16 protein-coding genes are annotated in these 18,243 nt (G+C 66.2%); 9 read left to right on the top strand and 7 right to left on the bottom strand.

Features of this window, described 5'->3' with window-relative positions; genetic code table 11:
- Nucleotides 1-880: 880 nt before the first annotated feature.
- Both ACZ50N_RS02030 and ACZ50N_RS02025 read left to right on the top strand, forming a co-directional pair.
- Complete coding sequence (locus ACZ50N_RS02030; RefSeq protein ID WP_464474497.1) at nucleotides 881-1,726, top strand: Fic family protein; 846 nt, start codon at nucleotides 881-883, stop codon at nucleotides 1,724-1,726.
- Nucleotides 1,727-2,267: 541 nt separating this feature from the next.
- Nucleotides 2,268-2,759, top strand: coding sequence for a lipocalin family protein (locus ACZ50N_RS02025; RefSeq protein ID WP_464474496.1), 492 nt, complete (start codon nucleotides 2,268-2,270; stop codon nucleotides 2,757-2,759).
- Here ACZ50N_RS02025 and ACZ50N_RS02020 read toward each other — a convergent pair.
- On the bottom strand, nucleotides 2,725-4,425 hold the full coding sequence (locus ACZ50N_RS02020) for an alpha/beta hydrolase family protein (RefSeq protein WP_464474495.1): 1,701 nt from the start codon (nucleotides 4,423-4,425) through the stop codon (nucleotides 2,725-2,727). The two genes, ACZ50N_RS02025 and ACZ50N_RS02020, sit on opposite strands and share 35 nt — an antisense overlap.
- A gap of 105 nt (nucleotides 4,426-4,530) precedes the next feature.
- On the opposite strand from ACZ50N_RS02020, the gene ACZ50N_RS02015 reads away from it, so the two are divergent.
- A complete protein-coding gene (locus ACZ50N_RS02015) occupies nucleotides 4,531-5,217 on the top strand; it encodes a TetR/AcrR family transcriptional regulator (RefSeq protein WP_464474494.1) in 687 nt (228 codons plus the stop codon).
- 28 nt (nucleotides 5,218-5,245) lie between these two features.
- Here the strand turns inward: ACZ50N_RS02015 and ACZ50N_RS02010 are convergent, their stop codons facing one another.
- Nucleotides 5,246-6,430 (bottom strand): phosphotransferase, encoded by a 1,185-nt coding sequence (locus ACZ50N_RS02010; protein WP_133412915.1) that lies wholly within the window; start codon nucleotides 6,428-6,430, stop codon nucleotides 5,246-5,248.
- 117 nt (nucleotides 6,431-6,547) lie between these two features.
- Between ACZ50N_RS02010 and ACZ50N_RS02005 the strand changes: the two genes are divergently transcribed.
- Nucleotides 6,548-7,351: a maleylpyruvate isomerase N-terminal domain-containing protein gene (locus tag ACZ50N_RS02005; protein ID WP_464474493.1), complete on the top strand. Its 804-nt coding sequence runs from the start codon at nucleotides 6,548-6,550 to the stop codon at nucleotides 7,349-7,351.
- A 10-nt stretch (nucleotides 7,352-7,361) separates the two neighbouring features.
- Here ACZ50N_RS02005 and ACZ50N_RS02000 read toward each other — a convergent pair whose 3' ends face one another.
- From ACZ50N_RS02000 to ACZ50N_RS01990, 3 genes are all read right to left on the bottom strand, one after another.
- Nucleotides 7,362-8,876: a GMC family oxidoreductase gene (locus tag ACZ50N_RS02000; protein WP_464474492.1), complete on the bottom strand. Its 1,515-nt coding sequence runs from the start codon at nucleotides 8,874-8,876 to the stop codon at nucleotides 7,362-7,364.
- 103 nt (nucleotides 8,877-8,979) lie between these two features.
- Nucleotides 8,980-10,125: a hypothetical protein gene (locus ACZ50N_RS01995; protein WP_052765300.1), complete on the bottom strand. Its 1,146-nt coding sequence runs from the start codon at nucleotides 10,123-10,125 to the stop codon at nucleotides 8,980-8,982.
- Between the two features lie 32 nt (nucleotides 10,126-10,157).
- Nucleotides 10,158-11,411 (bottom strand): diguanylate cyclase, encoded by a 1,254-nt coding sequence (locus ACZ50N_RS01990; protein ID WP_464474491.1) that lies wholly within the window; start codon nucleotides 11,409-11,411, stop codon nucleotides 10,158-10,160.
- Nucleotides 11,412-11,614: 203 nt separating this feature from the next.
- Here ACZ50N_RS01990 and ACZ50N_RS01985 point away from each other — a divergent pair, with 203 nt between their 5' ends.
- Both ACZ50N_RS01985 and ACZ50N_RS01980 read left to right on the top strand, forming a co-directional pair.
- Nucleotides 11,615-12,055 carry a hypothetical protein gene (locus ACZ50N_RS01985; RefSeq protein ID WP_464474490.1) on the top strand — a complete coding sequence of 147 codons (441 nt, stop codon included), beginning with the start codon at nucleotides 11,615-11,617 and terminating at the stop codon, nucleotides 12,053-12,055.
- Nucleotides 12,056-12,184: 129 nt separating this feature from the next.
- The gene (locus tag ACZ50N_RS01980) at nucleotides 12,185-12,613 is read left to right on the top strand and encodes a hypothetical protein (RefSeq protein WP_464474489.1); all 429 of its coding nucleotides are present in this window, start codon (nucleotides 12,185-12,187) and stop codon (nucleotides 12,611-12,613) included.
- Nucleotides 12,614-12,625: 12 nt separating this feature from the next.
- On the opposite strand, the gene ACZ50N_RS01975 is transcribed toward ACZ50N_RS01980, so the two are convergent.
- Nucleotides 12,626-14,140 carry a PTS transporter subunit EIIC gene (locus tag ACZ50N_RS01975; RefSeq protein ID WP_046365956.1) on the bottom strand — a complete coding sequence of 505 codons (1,515 nt, stop codon included), beginning with the start codon at nucleotides 14,138-14,140 and terminating at the stop codon, nucleotides 12,626-12,628.
- 151 nt (nucleotides 14,141-14,291) lie between these two features.
- On the opposite strand from ACZ50N_RS01975, the gene ACZ50N_RS01970 reads away from it, so the two are divergent.
- From ACZ50N_RS01970 to nagA, 3 genes are read left to right on the top strand one after another with little or no spacing between them, the layout of a single operon-like run.
- Complete coding sequence (locus ACZ50N_RS01970; protein ID WP_046365955.1) at nucleotides 14,292-14,762, top strand: PTS sugar transporter subunit IIA; 471 nt, start codon at nucleotides 14,292-14,294, stop codon at nucleotides 14,760-14,762.
- Nucleotides 14,762-15,547, top strand: coding sequence for a glucosamine-6-phosphate deaminase (nagB, locus tag ACZ50N_RS01965; RefSeq protein WP_464474488.1), 786 nt, complete (start codon nucleotides 14,762-14,764; stop codon nucleotides 15,545-15,547). Before ACZ50N_RS01970 ends, nagB begins: the two co-directional genes overlap by 1 nt.
- Before the next feature lies 1 nt (nucleotide 15,548).
- On the top strand, nucleotides 15,549-16,724 hold the full coding sequence (gene nagA, locus ACZ50N_RS01960) for an N-acetylglucosamine-6-phosphate deacetylase (protein WP_464474487.1): 1,176 nt from the start codon (nucleotides 15,549-15,551) through the stop codon (nucleotides 16,722-16,724).
- On the opposite strand, the gene ACZ50N_RS01955 is transcribed toward nagA, so the two are convergent.
- Nucleotides 16,675-18,189 (bottom strand): cellulase family glycosylhydrolase, encoded by a 1,515-nt coding sequence (locus ACZ50N_RS01955; protein ID WP_464474486.1) that lies wholly within the window; start codon nucleotides 18,187-18,189, stop codon nucleotides 16,675-16,677. The two genes, nagA and ACZ50N_RS01955, sit on opposite strands and share 50 nt — an antisense overlap.
- Between the last annotated feature and the right edge of the window lie 54 nt (nucleotides 18,190-18,243).

The raw sequence follows: 18,243 nt of genomic DNA, 5'->3' as shown, positions 1-18,243 counted from the left end.
TCGGTACATACCGGAACGAACATCGACTGCTCCTGTTTGCTGCGACTGACCGTCTAATGACCGTGAAGAGGGGGCGACAGGCATCTGCCAAGGGGTGGCAATAGGTCAGCGATGCTCGCCGGAAAGTGACGCTGAACTGCACCGACTCACGGCCTAACGACCAACTATTGATGCCTTCCAATCAGCGAGGATAGTCGCGAGGCAGCTTCCCAAGCTGAATACGCGGGTTCGATTCCCGTCATCGGCTCCACGAACATCGCATTGAAACATGTTGCCTGTCCATTCTCCGCGGTAGAGCGCCGCGTTTGCTCCCGCATTGTCCGCGGTTGCCACCCTGCGTTTTCGCTTCAGTGGTCTGCTGATTTCCGCATCTGCGGCGGCGTCTCGGTCCGCACGCGGGTGCGCTGCGAAGTAGTCGGCAAGCCGCGGATGTCGCTCTCATAAGTCGGACTAATACGCTCCAAAGTCCGATTTATTACTTCAAGTCGGACTAACGCTAGCGCTGATCCGAGTTAGGAGACGTCTATGCAACCCGTCGACGCGTGGCCGAGCCACACCGAAGAGCGACGCCCGTAGTCACAAACCCAAAGGGGTGTGGTACCCGCGAGGACAGGGCTCTTCGGTCCGTAACAGTGTCGCTTCCCCCCTACATCGCCAAAACCGACGCCACCATCGACGCGGATATCGCTGTCCAACTCGAAGCCGCCATGAGCGAGATCTCTCGACTCGACAGCACGCACGGACCCCACCTCGCAGCGCTCAGCACTCTCCTACTTCGAACAGAGGCGGTGGCGTCTTCGAAAATCGAGCGCGTCGAAGCGAGCTTGGACGACTACGCGCGCGCAGTGCACGGCGGAAGAGGCATTCGAGCGCGATCTCGATGGCGGCGGCGACCACCGCCCTGAACGAAATGATCGCGAGCGTCAATCGAGATGTCCCCGTACAGATGTCGGCGATCCTGCGCGCACACGAGGCGCTGATGCGAGACGATCCGACAGAGGGGCAGCATGCTGGTCAACTGAGGACTGTCCAGAACTCGATCGGCGGAAGCGACCACTCGCCGCGAGACGCGCTGTACGTTCCGCCACCGCCAGACACAGTGCACGCGTACATGGACGACCTGATGGAGTTCGCGAACCGAACCGACATTCCTGTTCTGATTCAGGCCGCCATCGCGCATGCACAGTTCGAATCGATCCACCCTTTCACCGACGGTAACGGCCGCATCGGCCGCGCACTCATCAACACAATCTTCAGGCGGAGGGGAGCAACGACGCGCCTCGTCGTTCCGCTGGCGTCGGCGCTTGTTGCTCACCGCGAGCGCTACTTCGGCGCGCTCAACACATACCGCGCCGGCGACCTACGCCCGCTGATCGTCACATTCGCGAACTCATCGAAGACTGCTGCCGCCGAATCACGCATTACTGCAGAGCGTCTGACTGAGATACCAGATGAGTGGCGAAGTATGGTCGGACCGATCAGGCGGCACAGCGCGGCCGACAAACTACTCCTGCTTTTGCCGTCGATGCCGATCCTTTCGTCCGACGACGTCGCAGCACGTGTCGATGCACCTCGAAGCAGCGTATTCGCTGCAATGAAACGACTGCACGACACCGGCGTTCTACGCCCATTGACTGACCGAAAACGAGATCAGGTATGGGGAGCCAGCCTCGTGCTCGACGAACTAGACGACTTGGGGCACCGGATCGAGCGAGCGAGCTCTTGAGCACGCGCTGTACATCTCACCGGCTCCGTGTGAGACGTGAACCGCAGCGAGTTCTGACGTCGTCGTCACAACCGTTTGTCGCGGTACGCCGGTGGTTACAGCCCTGATCATGATCACGCACCACCGCTGGCAGCTGTCCCTTGTCACCTGCGCCGCGGGTGCGAGTCTGGCCCTCGGCCTCGGAGCGGGAACCGCCGCCGCGGACACCGGTGGCACAGATTCCGCCCACGGCGCGAGCCAGTCCACCGAGCGCGCGTCCACGGCGAAAGACCGTCGAGACGCGCGGCGTGCCGACAGAGCCGCCAAGCAGACCGAACGCGCGAGCGATCGGGCTGAACGACGGGCCGAGCGCGCGGCCGCCAGGAAGACATCGGACGGTTCCGCGACGGAGACAAAACCGTTGCGGCAAAACAATTCCCGTCCGACATCAGCCGACGATTCGGCACCGTCGGAACCCTCGAACGGTCCTCTCGCCAACGCGTTGGCTACGCTCACCGGCGCCGCCTCCCGTCCGACCGCGGTGCGGACACCACCTACGACCGTGCCGTCAGTCGACGTCGACCAGTACCTCGGCACCTGGTACGAGGTCGGCAGCGTGAAGCAGTTCTTCTCGGTCGGTCTGGTCAACACCACGGCCGAGTACAGCCTCAACGACGACGGCACCATCAAGGTCGTCAACTCCGGCAACTACTTCTTCGACAAGGGGCCGAAGTCGACGATCAACGGCACGGCCTCTCCGGTGGACGACACCAACGCCAAGTTGAACGTCACCTTCTTCGGGCCGCCGTCCAACAAGGCCCCCGGCAACTACTGGATCGTCGACCTCGGTGACGACTACGAGTACGCGATCGTCACCGACCCCACCGGTCGAAGCGGATTCATCCTCAGCCGCGACCCCGTCGTCACCCCCGACGAGTACCAGGCTCTGAAGGCCCAGGCCAAAGCCAGCGGCGTGCGGGGCATCATCACCAAGACTCGCCAGCCGGGTGCACGGCAGGCTACCGAGATGACCACGGCGACAGCGCTTTTCTGACCGGCACCTCGTGCCCTGGTAGTGGCTCGTACACGAACCAGTTGCGGCCACCGAAGTCGAAGATCGCGGTCAGTGCAGCCTCCAGCACGGGATTCCACACGGGGCGCGCGGGATAGCCCAGCGGCAGGACCACGGCGTCGGCGGTGCCCGCCGGCGTCGGGATCGGGATGTCCTGCCCGGGTGAACCGTAGATTCCTTGCGATGGCGTCCCGGAGAACAGGTCGTTGACCCAACCGGCGGTGAGGATCTCGGCGGCTACGATGTTCTGCGGCTGCGAGAAGCCGGCCGTGAGGTATTCGACGAATTGGATGATCTTGTTGCCGCCCAGCATGTAATCGATATGCCGGCCGCCGACGAGGTGGACCCCGTTGAAGTCGTCAGGCCGGGCGAGTTGGAGCTTGTCGGCCATGTCGCCGTTGCGGCTCCAGAAGTAGCGATCCGACGAGATGAGGTAGATCGGCCGGTAGTTCTCTCCGCGGAGCTTGGACAGGGCGTTGTTGACGAACGGAGATCCGGCGGGTTCGACACCGTCGAGCATGACAATGCCTTGGAGGTCGGCGATCGCGCCATTGTCGACGAGGAAGCCGGCGACACTGGTGACCAGTGTGCCGCCTGCCGAGTGTCCGACGAGTATGAACTTCTGCGGCAGGACGATCTCGTATCCGGCTGCGGAGGAAGCACTTTGAGTGAGTGCCGCGCGATCGCCGACGAACAGCTCAGCGACAGCGCGCTGCACGGTCGAGCCGCCCACCCACTCCGCCGACGGCGAGAAGAAGTTCGACGACAGTGACGGCGCCACGACGATGCTGTCGGTGCGCTCGGCGAGGCGCGCGATCGTGTAGCTGTAGATCGGTCCGCTGGCGAGGAATCCGTGCTGGAAGTAGATCAGCCGTGTCGAGGCGTCGGCGTCCTCGGGGAAGTACCAGTCGGCCTGCACCGAGCGGCCCGCGCCAATGGGCAGCGTCAAGCTCGACGTCCGCACGGTGACGGTGCTGTTCGGTGGCAGAACGGGCGGCCCGTCGGCGAGGTGGATCAGCCCCACGAGGGTGTTGAGCACCAGCGATCCGACGACGTTGAGCAGTCCGGCGCGCCGCCCGGGTGCCGGCACCGGCCCGTCGTCATCGATCTGCACCCGGGTCGCGACGGACGGTACGGCCTCCGGCGCCGGCGGCGGCGTCGTCACCGCCCGGGTCGTGGCCCGCTCAGCCATGCGTTCCCGCGGAGTCACGCGGTCGACGAGCCTCTCCCGCACGGTCAGGCGTCCGGCAGCTTCGGGCGGAGCATCCACCGCGACGAACCGGTCATCGGCCGTGTTCGGTGCTGTCTCGTTCGCGGGTGCGCCGGTGCGCGGCGACGTGTGCCGCGCCTCGCGAGGTGCGCGCCGCGGCGCGGCTTTCGGGGTCTCGGCCGCGTCCGTGTCTTCGACGCGCGTATGGCGAGGTGTCAGCCATCGAGGACGGCGTTGCTCGGTGTCCGAGCGCTCGGCTCGACGGACGCGCGGGGAAGCCTCGACACGCGGCCCCGGTTCCGTGGGCGCACTCACCGTGGCCTGACTGCCGCCCGAATCCGGTTCCGCCGCAGCGATTCCCATGCCCAGGAACAACGCGGCCGAGATCGGTGCGGCCAGCACACCGAGCGTCACCGCCGTTGCAGTCCGTCGCTTCACAGCCATTCCCCTAAATAGACACTCAAATTGATTTGTTTATTTATAGATCGGCGACCTCGACACCGCAAGAGCGTCCGGCATAGGGTCGTCCCGAGGACTGCCAGAATGAGAAGACCCCCCGACGCCGCCGCTGCGGCACCGCCGCGCCGAGCACGAGGACGTCCTGTTGGCGGGGGCAACTCCGCCGACCAGGCCCGCACTGTCTTGATGGACGCTGCGGAGCGCTCGATCTTGGCGCGCGGGTTCCAGGCCTCCACCATGGAGCTCATCGCACGCGAGGCCGGCTATTCCCGCGCCGCGATGTACCGCCATTTCCCGAATCGCCAGCGCCTGCTCGAAGAGCTGGTGGCCCGCAAGACGCGGGGGCATCAGCAGGAGATCGGGGCCCGTCTCCCCGAGGGTGCGAGCCTGGCCGACATGCTGGTGGAGAGTCTCGTCATCGTCGCGGCGGAGCTCGTCGAGGACCCTCTGCTGCAGACCTTGTCGGAGCACACCGAAGACGGCACCATCGCGCAGTTGATCGCCAACGACCGTTCGCTGACCGAGCTGATCTCCGTGTTCGTCAGTTCGCTCGACGTCGACCGCGACGGACTACGCGACGGCTTGCGACCCGACGATCTCGCGCAATTCCTTGTCACCACTGCGATCACGTTGCTCATGGGGGTCGTCCCGAATTCCACCGATCCGCAGACGACGCGCCGCTACCTGCGGACCTTTGTGCTGCCGGCACTCCTGAGCGACCCGCCGGCTCCGGTGCGGGTGTTCACGACATCGCGCCCGGCGAGCAGATGATCGGAGAACAGAAAACTGGTGAGCCGACTCAGTTGACAGCGTCGAGCGACTCGTGGTCGTCGATGAAGGTCGCTATCCTCTCCCAGCACCGCTCCATGTAGTCGACAGGTTGCATGACCGGCTGGAAGCGGCCGGCTCCGATGGTGAGCAGGCTGAAGATCACCACGTGGAAGGGCTGTTGGCGGTATGCCAGCCAGGCCTCGTCGAAAGTCGGCGGTTGCGCGACACCCTCCTCGCCGAGGCGCTGCAGGTAACGCTCGAGCAGCTCGCGCTCCCACGCCCGTCGATCTTCGATGGCGAGGTTCACCGACATGGCGTACGCGTAATCGAGGGCCCATTCGCCCCTGGCAACGGCCTGCCAGTCGTAGAGTCCCATCCGACCGTCGGGGTCACGCAGCCAATTTCCTTGATGCACATCCTGGTGCAGCAGCGTCGGTACGCCGCGCGCGTTGAGGCGCAAGGCACGCATCGTCGTGGGGATCAACTCCTCCCGGCGGCGGAAGACGGCCGGCGGGGTCACCGATTCGATTCGATCGAGACCTCGACGGGCCGCACCGAGCAGTCCGACGCCGTTCAAGCGCTTCTGGAACACCTCGGTGTCGGCCAGCCTGCCCAGCTGCGTGGTCAGACGCGGGTCGTTCCAGAATGCCGCGTGGTAGTACGCCATCTGATCGACCATGTCCTCGGCATCGCGTCGGCTGATCGAGTCACCCATCGGGTCGGGGAACGTCCAACCTTCGGCCGCGAGATCGTCCATGATGACGAACGACCGATAGGTGTGGGGGTCGAAGGCGGCGTGGAACGCCCGTGGGCTTCGGAGCTTGGTCAGCTGCGGGCGGACATCCCGGTAGAAGATCGTCTCGCTTTCGGTCACCCCTCCCGCCACCAGCATCAGACGGGACTGAAAGCTGGACGCGCACTTGGTGAACAGGCGCGTGGGAAGACCCGCCCGCTCACCTTCGGCGTTGTAGCCGACCTGAAGGGCACGTCGGGAGCTCGTTCCGTCGGAACCTCCCACGACGTCGCAGGACACCACCGCTGCGCCCGGTGCGTCGCGGCACAGGACTGCGGTGAGCCACTCCGTCGTCACGGCCTCGGCCGTGTGCGGAACGTCGTCGAGCGTCCTCACCCGTCCTGGCCAGAACCGCTCACGAGCCACGTTGATCGCGAGTCTGGCCGCTATGCCCGGCAATTGCAGGTTGGCGGTCGTCATGTCAGCTCCTTGGCGACCAGACGTCGCCGATCGGCGGTGTGACTGACAACACTACCTTTTTTTAATTAGATTTCAATCTCTTGCACAACGTGACCCTGACCGCGCAGTCTTGGACACATGAGCAGGCCACGTCTCGCGTCGAACCGGCCCGACCGCGCTGCAGCGCTGCGCGCCGAGCGCGCCGCCCTTCTAGAGGTCTGCGAACGCCTCGACGAGTCGCAGTGGCAGGCGGCGAGCAAGGCTCCCGGGTGGAGCGTTCGTGACGTCGTCGCGCACGTGGGTTCCGGCTGCCATTCCATTTTCACACCATCGGCGCTGAAGGTGTTACGCAGCAAGGACATCGAGACCACCAATGACGATTTCGTGGCGCAGCGCCGGTCCTGGAACACCGCAGATGTCGTGACGGAGTATCGGGTGTGGAGCGCGCGGGTGGCGACACTGGCAGGTGCCATCTCCCGTACCCCGCTTGCCCGCGCACCGATGCCGCTCGCCGAGCTCGGCAGCTTTCCCGCCGCACTTCTCCTGGGCGGGGCGATGACTTTCGATCACCACACGCATCTGCGCCACGACATCCTGCCGGCACTCGACCTTCCCGATCCGGGCACAGATGCCAACCGCATGGGCGTCGTCGTCGAATGGATGCTGGCGGTGCTCCACAACCAGCTGAACTCGGCGCAGCCGTCGTGGCTGACACGCCCGATCACACTGGAGCTGCGGGGCGCAGGCGGTGGAGCCTGGACGATCGGCCGCGAAGGAGTGCGCATCGCGAACTCTCAGCGCACAGACACCCGAATCACGGCTGCAGTCAGTGAATTTCCCGAGTGGGCGACGAAACGCTGCGAGTGGCAGGGCCGCGCAGTCGACGTCTCCGGGGACGAGGGTTATGCCGCCACCGTGCTGGACCACATCAACATCGTCTAGGCCACCGAGATCACCTCTGCAGCATCAACTCTGCGGCGCGGTGCGCGATCATCATCGTCGGCGCGTTCGTGTTCCCCGAAGTGATGGTCGGCATCACCGACGCATCCACGACGCGCAGCCCGTCGATACCGTGCACCCGCAGCTGGGGGTCCACGACCGACTTTTCGTCCAGGCCCATGCGGCACGTTCCGACAGCGTGCCAGATGCTGCTCTCCGTCTCGGTCAGCCAGTCGCGGTCGTTGATGGCGGGCTCCTCCATGCGCGATCCCACCAGACCCTTCATCGCCGGTTGGTTCTCGATGAGGTCGCGGGTCATCGCGGCACCATCCATCAGTTTCGTCACGTCCGAGTGTTCTGCCAGCCGGGACATTTCGACGACGGGAGTATCGCCTCTGACGCTGACACGTCCGCGAGCCTCGGGGTGCAGCAACACCGTGAACACGCTGAACGCGTCCCGACGCTTGATGGCGGCCCGACCGCGGACGGCGTCGAGGAAGTATCGGACGGGGGTGATCGCCACCTGCAACTCGTCGGTGAACAACTGCGCCTCGAAAGGAGTCGTCGTCATCGGGCCGGTGCCGTGCCGGGCGAGCGAAGCGAGCCCCCGCGCGGCGGCCACCGGACCGAGGGTGTTGAGGGTGGGAACCCTGGATTCCCAATGCTGGTTGACCACGAGGTGGTCCTGGAAGTTCTCGCCGACCCCGGGAAGATCGAGCACTGCGCCGCCTGGCCCGATACCCGATCTGAGCAGCAGTGCCGGCGTCCCTATCGCACCGGCACTGAGGATCACGGCCTCGCGAGCTCGCACCGTCCCGCGGTCGCACTCGACCGCAACTGCTCTGCCTGACTCGACCACCACGCGGGTGGCTCGTGTCCGTGTCATCACCCGGGGGCGTTGTTCCTCGGGGAGTCCTCTGAGGTATCCACGCGCTGAGGAGAACCGGAGGCCGCGCCACTGATTGACCTGGCACCGGGCGACGCCGATCTGGCTGCGGCCGTTCTGATCCGGGTTGTGCTCGTGTCCGCCCTCGTTGGCCGCGGCGACGAACGCCGCGTCGAGTTCATGGTCGTGCCCGCACCAGGACACTCCGATGGGACCGGACTCGCCACGAAAGTCGTCGGAACCGCCCACCCAGCGCTCGAGGGACCGGAAGTGCGGCAGCACATCGGCGTAGGACCAGCCGGTTGCCCCGGCAGCAGCCCACCCGTCGAAGTCCGCTGCGCGTCCGCGGTTGAACACCATCGCATTGATGGAACCGCTACCGCCCACGACGCGACCCGCGGCGAACGCTGTGCGGTGCCCTCCCTTGCTCGGGTCCGGCGCGGTCGGGTACTTCCAGTTCGCGGTCGCGAACAGGGACGCCATCCCGAACGGGAGATAGACGTCGGGGCGTCGATCGGTGCCTCCTGCTTCGACGATCACGACGGTCGCGCCCGCAGACGCCAAGCGTGAAGCGATGATCGACCCGGCCGACCCGGCACCGACGACGACGTAGTCGGTATCGACGAGATGGTGGCGACTCACGGCTCTGCGCCTCCTTCCGCCGCGACACACCCGGTGCGTCTCCGGCGGACACCACCCTAGAACATTTTTGAATCTGAGTTCAACGAGAAGGAGCGCTGCCCTCTCACTCGTGTGACACGCTCGCCGGGCAGTTGTATCGATAGCGACTGCGAGCAACCATCGTCAGCTTCAGGTCGTCGATCAGCGGCTCGAGAAAGGTTCCCCGGTACTCCGAGTCGCTCACCACACGTGCCGAGATGTACATGAACGTCAGCGCAGCCAGGAACACCGTCATGTTCAGCAAGGCCTGCGGCACGGGAACCAGCATGCCGAAGATCTCCGCATCGGGCCGACCGCCATGGGCCCACCGCTCGAGCAACTCGGGACTGAGCACCACCAGCCCGATCACGAAGAACACGCCGGACGACACCAGCGACACCGTCAGAATCTGCGCGATCTGACTGGCCGCGAGAATGAAGACCTCGTTCCATCGCTCGCCCCGGGTCAGCGGGTCGGCGCGCGGCGGGTCAGCCATCTGCTCGAACGGCGTCCCCGCCAATCGCTCCAGATGGCGCGCCGACGCACTGGCCGACTCCAGCGTCGGCCTCGCCCGCTCGATCGTGCGCGACACCACGAACGTCACCGCGATCGTCACCAGGATCGCCACCAGAAGCCAAAGGCGCTTCGGCGTGATGGTGGCCGACATGATCCACACGTAGGTGTTGAAGAAGACGAGCACGATCAGCAGAACCACCGGCAGCACACCGATCATCAGCGCGCCGACAGCGCGCAGCTGCGCCCATGTGAGGCGGGTCGCCCAGCCGAGCACCGAACCGACGCCGGTGACCGTCAACGCCAGGATCGCGACGATGATGCCGCCGGTCGAGACCAGCGACAGCACGTCACGCTGCAGGACGTCGCAGACGATGGCCACGACGGACGCGACGGCCGAGACGATGGACTGGGACCGGTCGGCGTTCAGGCGAGCAGTCCGCCAGCCTGCGATCGCCGCCACCGGGACCGCGAGCGCGAGCACCACGAGCACCACTCGCTCGACGGTGGTCACGTCGATCGAGTCGATGGAGACGTACCGATCGCCGGTGAGCCAGTAGACCACCAGCCTGCTCACTGCCAGCACCGCAACGGCCGCCAGCGCCGGCGCCGAGCGGGGCCACACCGCAGTGAACCGCCCGCGCGGCGTGAGTACCGACGGCAGGCCCCGGTCCAGAAACCAGCGGTCCGCAGCGCGGGTGTCGATTCTGGAAGTCACGGATCAGGCTTTCTCACGGCGGAATTCGCGTCTCACAACTCTTCGGGAAGCGTCCTGCGCTTCGCCTTGTGTCGATACATGTCGAGATCCGCTGCGCGGATCAGTTCGGTAATGTCGCTGGGCACATTGCACGTCCACCCCACCGATGCGGTGACACTCACCTCACCGCTGTCGAGCTGATGACTCCCGCTCAGCGAGGCAGCGACGAGCGAGGCCAGCTGCGCAACGAGGTCGTCGGTGACGGAGTCGATCATCAAGACCACGAACTCGTCCCCACCCAGGCGATACGCCGAGTGGGGCGCCACCGCATCGGCGAGTCGACGTGCCGCGGCCTGCAGCACCGCGTCGCCGGCAGCGTGGCCGTGAGTGTCATTGATGCGTTTGAATCCGTCGAGGTCGGCGAACACGACTCCGACGGGCGAATGCGGCTGCTCTTCCCGGCATTCGGCGATCCGGGCCACCAGCGAATGCCTGTTGTGCAGGCCGGTCAATTGGTCGGTCACCGCAAGCCGGGCGAACTCGGCGTCGACCAACTTGCGGTCGGTGACGTCCTGGTACTGGCTCAGCACGACGTCGGCACCGCCGTGGGCGGCGGCGACGAGTACCGCGTGGCACTGGACCCAGATCGTGGCGCCGTCCCGACGCACATATCGGAACTCCGCGGAAATCTGCGGCGCAGAACGTTCGACGAGCTGACGCCACTCCTGCTCTGCGGCATCGCGATCGTCGGGATGGATGCCGTCGAGATAGTTCAGCGCCACTGCGTCTTCCCCGCGTGGGAGTCCGAACATCCGACACAGCGAAGGATTGGCGTAGAGCGCGTCTCCAGTCGTCGTGAACATCGCCTCGCCGAAAGGCGCGTTCTCTCTGCTGATGTGCAGCAGCCGTTGCGCCTCGTCCCGAGCTCGCTCGGCCTCGACGCGCGCCGTGACGTCGGCGACCTCGACATAGAGGCCCTGCACCGCACCGTCGACGAGATCTGGCAGATAGGACGCCTGAACGTGCCGGGTGAGGCCGTTCCCGTCGGTGAGCGTCTTCTCGAAGACCTGGTCGCGACCGTTCATCGCGGCCTCGACGTACGGTCGGCTGGTCTCACCGAGATCGCCGACCAACAACTCGAAGATGTGGCGACCACGAATCTCCGCCGGAGTCCTCGCGAAGAACTGCGCATGGGCGTTGTTGGCGATCACGTTGCACAGGTTGGCGTCCCAGTAGGCGACCATCGACGGCAATCGATCAATGAGCTGCCTCAGTCGCAAGGCGTCATCGGCTACCTCGTATGACATCGATCGACCCCTCACGCTCACCAGAATCCGTCGATTCCGTTCCGAAGCCTTCCACATCTTGCTGGTCACACACCGCGCTACGGAGTTCGGCTGCCTGCCATCCCCCGGGCGTCAGCCGGTCCGCAGTGTTCCCCCAGCCCGCGTCCAAACTCCGTCCCTACCCTCGCGGAGGCGTCGGGGAGCTCGAGACTAAGGAGCAGTCGATGAAGGCGAGATCGTTCATCACGTGCGCTGCGGTGACCGCAGGGATCGGCGCTGCCGTCCTCGGCCTGGGTGCCGCACCGGCGATGGCGCAGCCGGGTGGACCAGGGCCTGGTCCCGGCTGGCACGGGCCACCTGCGCCGCCCCCTCCACCGCCCGGCGGGCCCGGCTGGCAGGCACCTCCCGGTCCGCCCCCTCCACCGCCTGACTGGGGTCCGCCGGAAGGTCCCGGGTGGCGAGGGCATCCGCCGCCGTGGAGCGGTGGCCCGGCGCCGTGGGGCTGGGGTCCGCCACCGCCGCCCCCGCCGCACGGTCCGCTGCCTCCGCCGTGGGGGCCGCCGCCCGCGCCCTTCGACTACTGGGGACATCGGGTGACACCGGTTTTCGACCCCGGATTCCACGCATGGGGATTCTGGTTCTTCGGACTCTGGATTCCGCTCTGATCCCAGCGGTGCCGGATCGCCGCGCGGGGCGGTCCGGCACTGCATCAGATCTCGGTTCGGCGACACAACGGCCACAACAGAATCCGCCTACCGCTTCCGACCCTGACCAGGCCGTACATTGCGAAGACTATGGCAAAGTCCGCCCGCAAGGCTTTCCGCATCATCGCCCTCGTCGCCGCACCGGCGGTGGCCGCCCTGACCCTCGCCGGCAACGCGACCGCCGATCCGCCGCTACTCAACGGAACCTACGGCTCCACCGACGGCGATCCGTACAACGTCTGGACCATCGCCACCAGTTGCAGCCCCGCCGGGTGCACCGGCACGGTGTCCAGCAACCAGGGCTGGACCGCCCCCACCACGTTCACCGACGGTCACTGGGACTTCACCGTGTCCAAGCCGGGCGGACTCACCTGCGACGACGGCCACTACGAACCCGCCGTCGTGGCGATGTCGGTAGACCCGGTGACTCTCGCGGGCGTCGTCTCGTCGGATTCGAACTTCGGATGCGCGGGCGGCATCGTCACCCAGAGCCCGTTCCAGCTGCAGAAGGTCAGCTGACCTACAGCGACACTAGAGCGCATCCCGGATGTCGTTCTTCAGCACTTCGGATTGAGTGCCGAACACTGCCTGCACGTTGTTGCCCACCTCGATGACGCCCGCCGCGCCGAGCGCTTTCAGACGCCCCTGATCGACCTTCGACTTGTCGGCGACCTCCATCCGCAGCCGCGTGATGCACGCGTCGACGTTGACCAGGTTCTCGCGACCGCCGAACGCCGCGATCAGCTCCTCCGCCTTCGTCTGGGCCGGCGCAGCGACCGCTGTCGCGCCCGCAGAAGAAGGCGCTGCGTCCGCACCCGCCTCGAGGTTCGCCTGCTCCTCAGCCTCGAACTCGGCGTCCGGCTCACGTCCCGGGGTGCGCATGTTGAACTTCGTGATGGCGAACCGGAACAGCAGGTAGTAGACGACGAAGAACACCACACCCATGCCGATCAGCAGCGGGATGTTCTTCGCGGCCGGCGCCGTGCCGTAGAGCAGCAGGTCGATCAGTCCGGCGGAGAACGAGAACCCCAGGTGGATGTCGAGCAGGTAGGCGATCGCCAACGACAGGCCGGTCAGGACGGCGTGGATGACGTAGAGCGGGAACGCGACGAACATGAACGCGAATTCCAGCGGTTCGGTCACCCCGGTGAGGAACGCGGTCAGGGCGGCTGCCGACAGGATGCCGACCGCCACCTTGCGCTGCTTCTTGTTCGCGACGTGGATCATCGCCAGCGCCGCAGCGGGCAGCCCGAACATCAGGATCGGGTAGAAGCCGGACGTGAGAATGCCCGCGGTCGGGTCCCCTGCGGCGAAGCGGGTGAGCTCACCGGTGACGTTCTCCCCGCCCGGTGTCTGATAGTCGCCGTAGAGGAACCAGATGTAGGAGTTCGGAATGTGGTGCAGCCCCAGGGGAATCAGCATGCGGTTGGCGAAGCCGTAGACAAACGCGCCGATTGCTCCCGACCCACCGATGAATTCGCCGAGGCCGGTCAGACCCGCATCGAAGATGGGATAGAAGTAGCTCATCGCGAACGCGAGGAACAGACACGCCAGTGATACGACGATCGGGACGAAGCGTCTGCCACCGAAGAAGCCGAGATACGAGGGCAATTCGATCGTGTGGTAGCGATCGAACAGCCAGGCCGTCAGCAACCCGACCACGATGCCGGCGAACACGCTGTAGTTGATCAACGCCTGCTCACCGGATTTGTCGACCTCGCCGGCCAGCACGATCGGCGACATGGTCTTGAAGACTGCCTGCACCACGAGGTAGCCGACGACGGCAGACAGCGCGGTCGAACCGTCGGCCTTCTTCGCGAAACCGATGGCGACACCGACGGCGAACAGCAGCGGCAAGTTGGTGAACAGGGCGTCGCCGGCCGCACTCATCGCCTTGAAGAAGGCCCCGATGACTGGGACCTCGATCCGTCCCAGCAGGTCCGGTTGCCCGAGCCGCAGCAGGATGCCCGCGGCGGGCAGCACGGCGATGGGCAGCATGAGGCTCTTCCCCAGCCGCTGCAACTGGGCGAATCCGGGTATCCGCATACCTGATTTCTTCTGCGCTTCTTGTGGTTTCGCAGATCGATCCGTCACAGGTCAGCCTTCCTTCTCGCCGGTTTCGTGCCCGTGCGCAAGTTCTGCAAGCCTATTCTGGGTGCGATCGGCTTTCATCCGATCGACAAAAGGAGTTGCGCCTGTGAGCACCACATCCGTCCTCGCCCCCGTTGCGGGCCGCGCCGTCCCGCTCGCCGATGTCCCCGATCCGGTGTTCTCGGCGGGCATGGTCGGCTACGGCGCCGCGGTGGACCCGCCGCACGAGGTGATCGAGGCGGTGGCTCCGGTGGCCGGCAAGGTGCTCAAGCTGATGCCGCACGCCTACGTGATCATGACGGCCGACAACGTGGGTGTGCTGGTGCACCTCGGGCTGGACACCGTGGCGCTCGACGGTGAGGGTTTCACGACCCATGTCAGCCAGGGTGACGAGGTGACCGCGGGACAGACGGTGACGACCTACGACGTGCCCGCGATCGTCGCCAAGGGCTTGAATCCGATTGTGCCGGTGGTGGTGATGGACGAGCGTGAGCCCGGCAACATCACCCCGGACGAGGCCGTTCTCGAAGGCGCGGTGCTCAGCTCGGGCGACGGCCTCTTCACGGCCGGTGGCTGATGGAAGTCGTTGTCCTGCAGGATCGCACCGATATCGGCCGGATCGCTGCCGACGCGGTGAGCGCACTGCTGAACCGGAAACCGGATGCAGTTCTCGGATTGGCCACCGGGTCCTCCCCCTTGAGCATCTACGACGAGCTGGTGTCCCGGTACGAGGCGGGCGAGCTGTCGTTCCGGCAGGCCCGAGGTTTCACCCTCGATGAATACGTCGGTCTACCAGCCGATCACCCCGAGCGCTACCGCACCGTGATCGACGCGGTGTTCGCCTCCCGGGTCGATTTCGCCGATGGTGCGGTGCAGGGCCCCGACGGCCTGGCCGCTGACATCCCGGCGGCGTGTGCGGTCTATGAGGATGCGATCCGCGCCGCGGGCGGGGTGGACCTGCAGATCCTCGGGATCGGCACCGACGGGCACATCGGGTTCAACGAGCCCGGGTCGTCGCTGGCCTCGCGCACCCGGATCAAGACACTGACCCGGCAGACCCGCATCGACAACGCCCGCTTCTTCGACGACGACGTCGACGCGGTACCCACGCACTGTCTGACGCAGGGTTTGGGCACCATCTCCGAAGCGCGCCACATCGTGCTGGTCGCGACGGGGCGAGGTAAAGCCGAGGCCGTGCACCACCTGGTGGAAGGACCCGTCAGTGCGATGTGGCCTGCGACCGTGTTGCAGCACCATCCGCACGTCACCGTGCTGCTCGATGACGCGGCCGCGCGGCGGCTCCAGCTGGTCGACTACTACCGCGAGACGTATCGCAGCAAGCCCGACTGGCAGGGCATCTGAGGTGCTGCTGCGCGCCGATACCGTCCTCACCGGTCGAAAGTCGTTGCGGCCAGGGTGGATTGAGGTCGTCGGCAATTCGATCGGCACGCTCGGCGAGGGTGACGCGCCCGCGCCGGTCGACCGTGACCTCGGCGCGGTGAGTGTCGTGCCGGGGTTCGTCGACACCCACCTGCACGGCGGTGGCGGGGCGAATTTCACCGCCGCCGATTCCGAACAGACCGCCACCGCAGTCGCCACACACCGCCGCCGCGGCACCACCACGCTGATCGCATCGCTGGTGACCGCCGCTCCCGATGATCTGCTCCGCCAGGTGACCGCGTTGGCGCGCGACGTCCGGTCCGGACTGATCGACGGGATACACCTGGAAGGTCCGTGGCTGTCTCCGCAGCGCTGCGGCGCCCATCAGCCGGCGCTGATGCGGGATCCCGAGCCCGCGGAGATCAACGCCGTTCTCGAGGCCGGCGACGGCACGATTCGGATGGTCACCCTGGCCCCCGAACGCGCCGGGGCGATCGCCGCGATCGAACGACTCACCGCAGCGGGGGTGATCACCGCGGTCGGACACACCGAGGCGACCTACGCGCAGACTCGGGCCGCGATCGACGCCGGGGCGACGGTGGCCACTCATCTGTTCAACGCGATGCGGCCGCTCGATCGCCGGGAACCGGGTCCGGTCGCGGCGCTGCTCGAAGACGAGCGAGTCACGGTGGAACTGATCACCGACGGGGTGCACCTCGCGCCCGCCATCTATCGACTGGTGTCGCAAACTGTTGGGCCAGAACGTATCTCGTTGATCACCGATGCGATGGCGGCGACCGGCATGGCGGACGGCCGCTACGACCTCGGCCCGCTGGCGGTCGACGTGGTCGGCGGGGTCGCGCGGGTGGCGGGCAGCGACACCATCGCGGGCAGTACGGCGACGATGGACCAGGTGCTCCGCTGTGCTGTTCTCCACAGCAATGTTCCGCGCGACGAAGCCCTGCAGGCGGCGGTGACGCAGACGTCGGTGAATCCAGCCGCCGCACTCGGGCTACCCAGCCCCGAACTCGCCGCGGGATCAGCCGCCGACCTGGTGGTGCTCGATGAGCAGCTCTCGGTGAGTGCGGTGATGCGCAAAGGCGCCTGGCTCACAGCCGAACCGTCACCGCGTCCATCAGTGCCCGGGCGGCAGCCTTGAGCGAAAGGTCGGCCCGCAGTACGCCGAAGTTCTGCTCAGCGTCGGCAGGACTCGTTCCGCCGTCGACCAATTCGTAGTACATCAGCGGCCCGGCCCAGTTCCACAGCGCGACCTGGTCGCGAGCCTGCAGCATGATCGCCGCCTGCTGGTCCTCGGAGACGGCGTTGACACTCGTCCCCGTGGGCGCGCCGAATTCGGTGATCCAGACCTGCTTGCCGCCGTCAGCGTGGCTGGCCATGACGGCCTGCAGCGCGGGCAGGTCGTAGAAGCCGCCCTCCTGCGGTTGGGCAGGATCCATCGGCAGGTACGGGTAGCTGTACGGGTGCACGGCGATCGCATCGGCGAGCTGCGCGGTCCCGTTGGCGTACAGCTGTTCCAGGTACGTCACGGGAGGAGTTTCGCTGACCGCCCCGTCGTACTGGGGGCTGAGACCGCCGATGAGAAGCGTCGCGCGCGGGTCGACCCCACGGATGGCTGTCGCGGCTGCCCGGAAAACTCGACCGTATTCATCGGCGTCGGGCATGGTGGGCCAGAACTTGGCGGTGTTCGGTTCGTTCCAGACCTCCCAGGAACTCACCCCCAACGGCGCGTACCGCTGCGCGGCCAGCTGAGCGAACTTCGCGAAGTCGGCCAGATCGGTGGGCCGGGCATGGGTCGGCTCCGCCAGCGACTGTGTCGCCGACGACCGCGCCCACGCCGGGGTGAAGCCGAGCATCACGAGGACGTTCATCTGATGAGCGACCGCCTCGTTGACCAGCAGATCGGTCTGCGCCCAATCCAGGCGGCGCTTCGTCGACTGGACCGCCGACCAATCGATGTCGATGCGCACCCATGTCACGCCCATCTCCGCCATCAGGTCGAACTCTTTCTTGACGGTCGCCGCATCGGCGCCGCGCAGGTGCAGCGTCATCCCGATGCCGGACGCCGGATCGTCGTCGGCGATGACGACGTTGCTCTGACCGAGCAGTTGACCCGCGGTCCGGACGATCAGCGCCCCGACCGCGCTGGTCAGTTCGACGCGGACGATCTCGTCCGGCTCGTACTTCGTGTCTCCGATGACCGTGATCGGGATCGTCGCTGACGTCTGTCCCGGCGCGAACACGACTGACCCCGAGGCGGCGACGAAGTCCTCGCCCGCCGTTGCCCGATATCCGGTCCCGGTGTAGCCGGACACGGTGTAGTGGACGGTGACCGCGGTCTTGGACGCACCAGACAACTGGACTGTCACGAGCTGGACCTGAGGTCCGCTGTTCCCCTCGGTCACGTACGTCGTGCCCTGAGGGAAGCCCACGGTGATCGTCGAACTCGTCTTACTGCCCTTCACCGCCGCCTGCAGCTGCAGGCTCATCCGCTGGACACTCGCGCCGAACAGTCCGATCTTGTCTGCCAACGCCTCACGACGTGCTGTCAGTGCGGCGCCCCACACCAGCGGGACCGCCGCCGGTGAGACCGGTTCATCTCCCACGGACCGGGACTGTGCCCTTGTCTGTCGATCCGACAACCACATCCGTACCCGGGT

Source organism: Mycolicibacterium obuense (assembly GCF_055397605.1).
The sequence above is the reverse complement of the archived record's forward strand: the minus strand, read 5'-3'. Positions and strand labels throughout refer to the sequence as shown.

Coding starts and splice junctions, on each gene's coding strand:
- nagB (WP_464474488.1), top strand. CDS start 14,762: ATGGAAGTCGTTGTCCTGCAGGATCGCACCGATATCGGCCGGATCGCT.
- ACZ50N_RS01990 (WP_464474491.1), bottom strand. CDS start 11,411: ATGTCATACGAGGTAGCCGATGACGCCTTGCGACTGAGGCAGCTCATT.
- ACZ50N_RS01975 (WP_046365956.1), bottom strand. CDS start 14,140: ATGCGGATACCCGGATTCGCCCAGTTGCAGCGGCTGGGGAAGAGCCTC.
- ACZ50N_RS02015 (WP_464474494.1), top strand. CDS start 4,531: ATGAGAAGACCCCCCGACGCCGCCGCTGCGGCACCGCCGCGCCGAGCA.
- ACZ50N_RS02010 (WP_133412915.1), bottom strand. CDS start 6,430: ATGACGACCGCCAACCTGCAATTGCCGGGCATAGCGGCCAGACTCGCG.
- ACZ50N_RS02030 (WP_464474497.1), top strand. CDS start 881: ATGGCGGCGGCGACCACCGCCCTGAACGAAATGATCGCGAGCGTCAAT.
- ACZ50N_RS01985 (WP_464474490.1), top strand. CDS start 11,615: ATGAAGGCGAGATCGTTCATCACGTGCGCTGCGGTGACCGCAGGGATC.
- ACZ50N_RS02005 (WP_464474493.1), top strand. CDS start 6,548: ATGAGCAGGCCACGTCTCGCGTCGAACCGGCCCGACCGCGCTGCAGCG.
- ACZ50N_RS01980 (WP_464474489.1), top strand. CDS start 12,185: ATGGCAAAGTCCGCCCGCAAGGCTTTCCGCATCATCGCCCTCGTCGCC.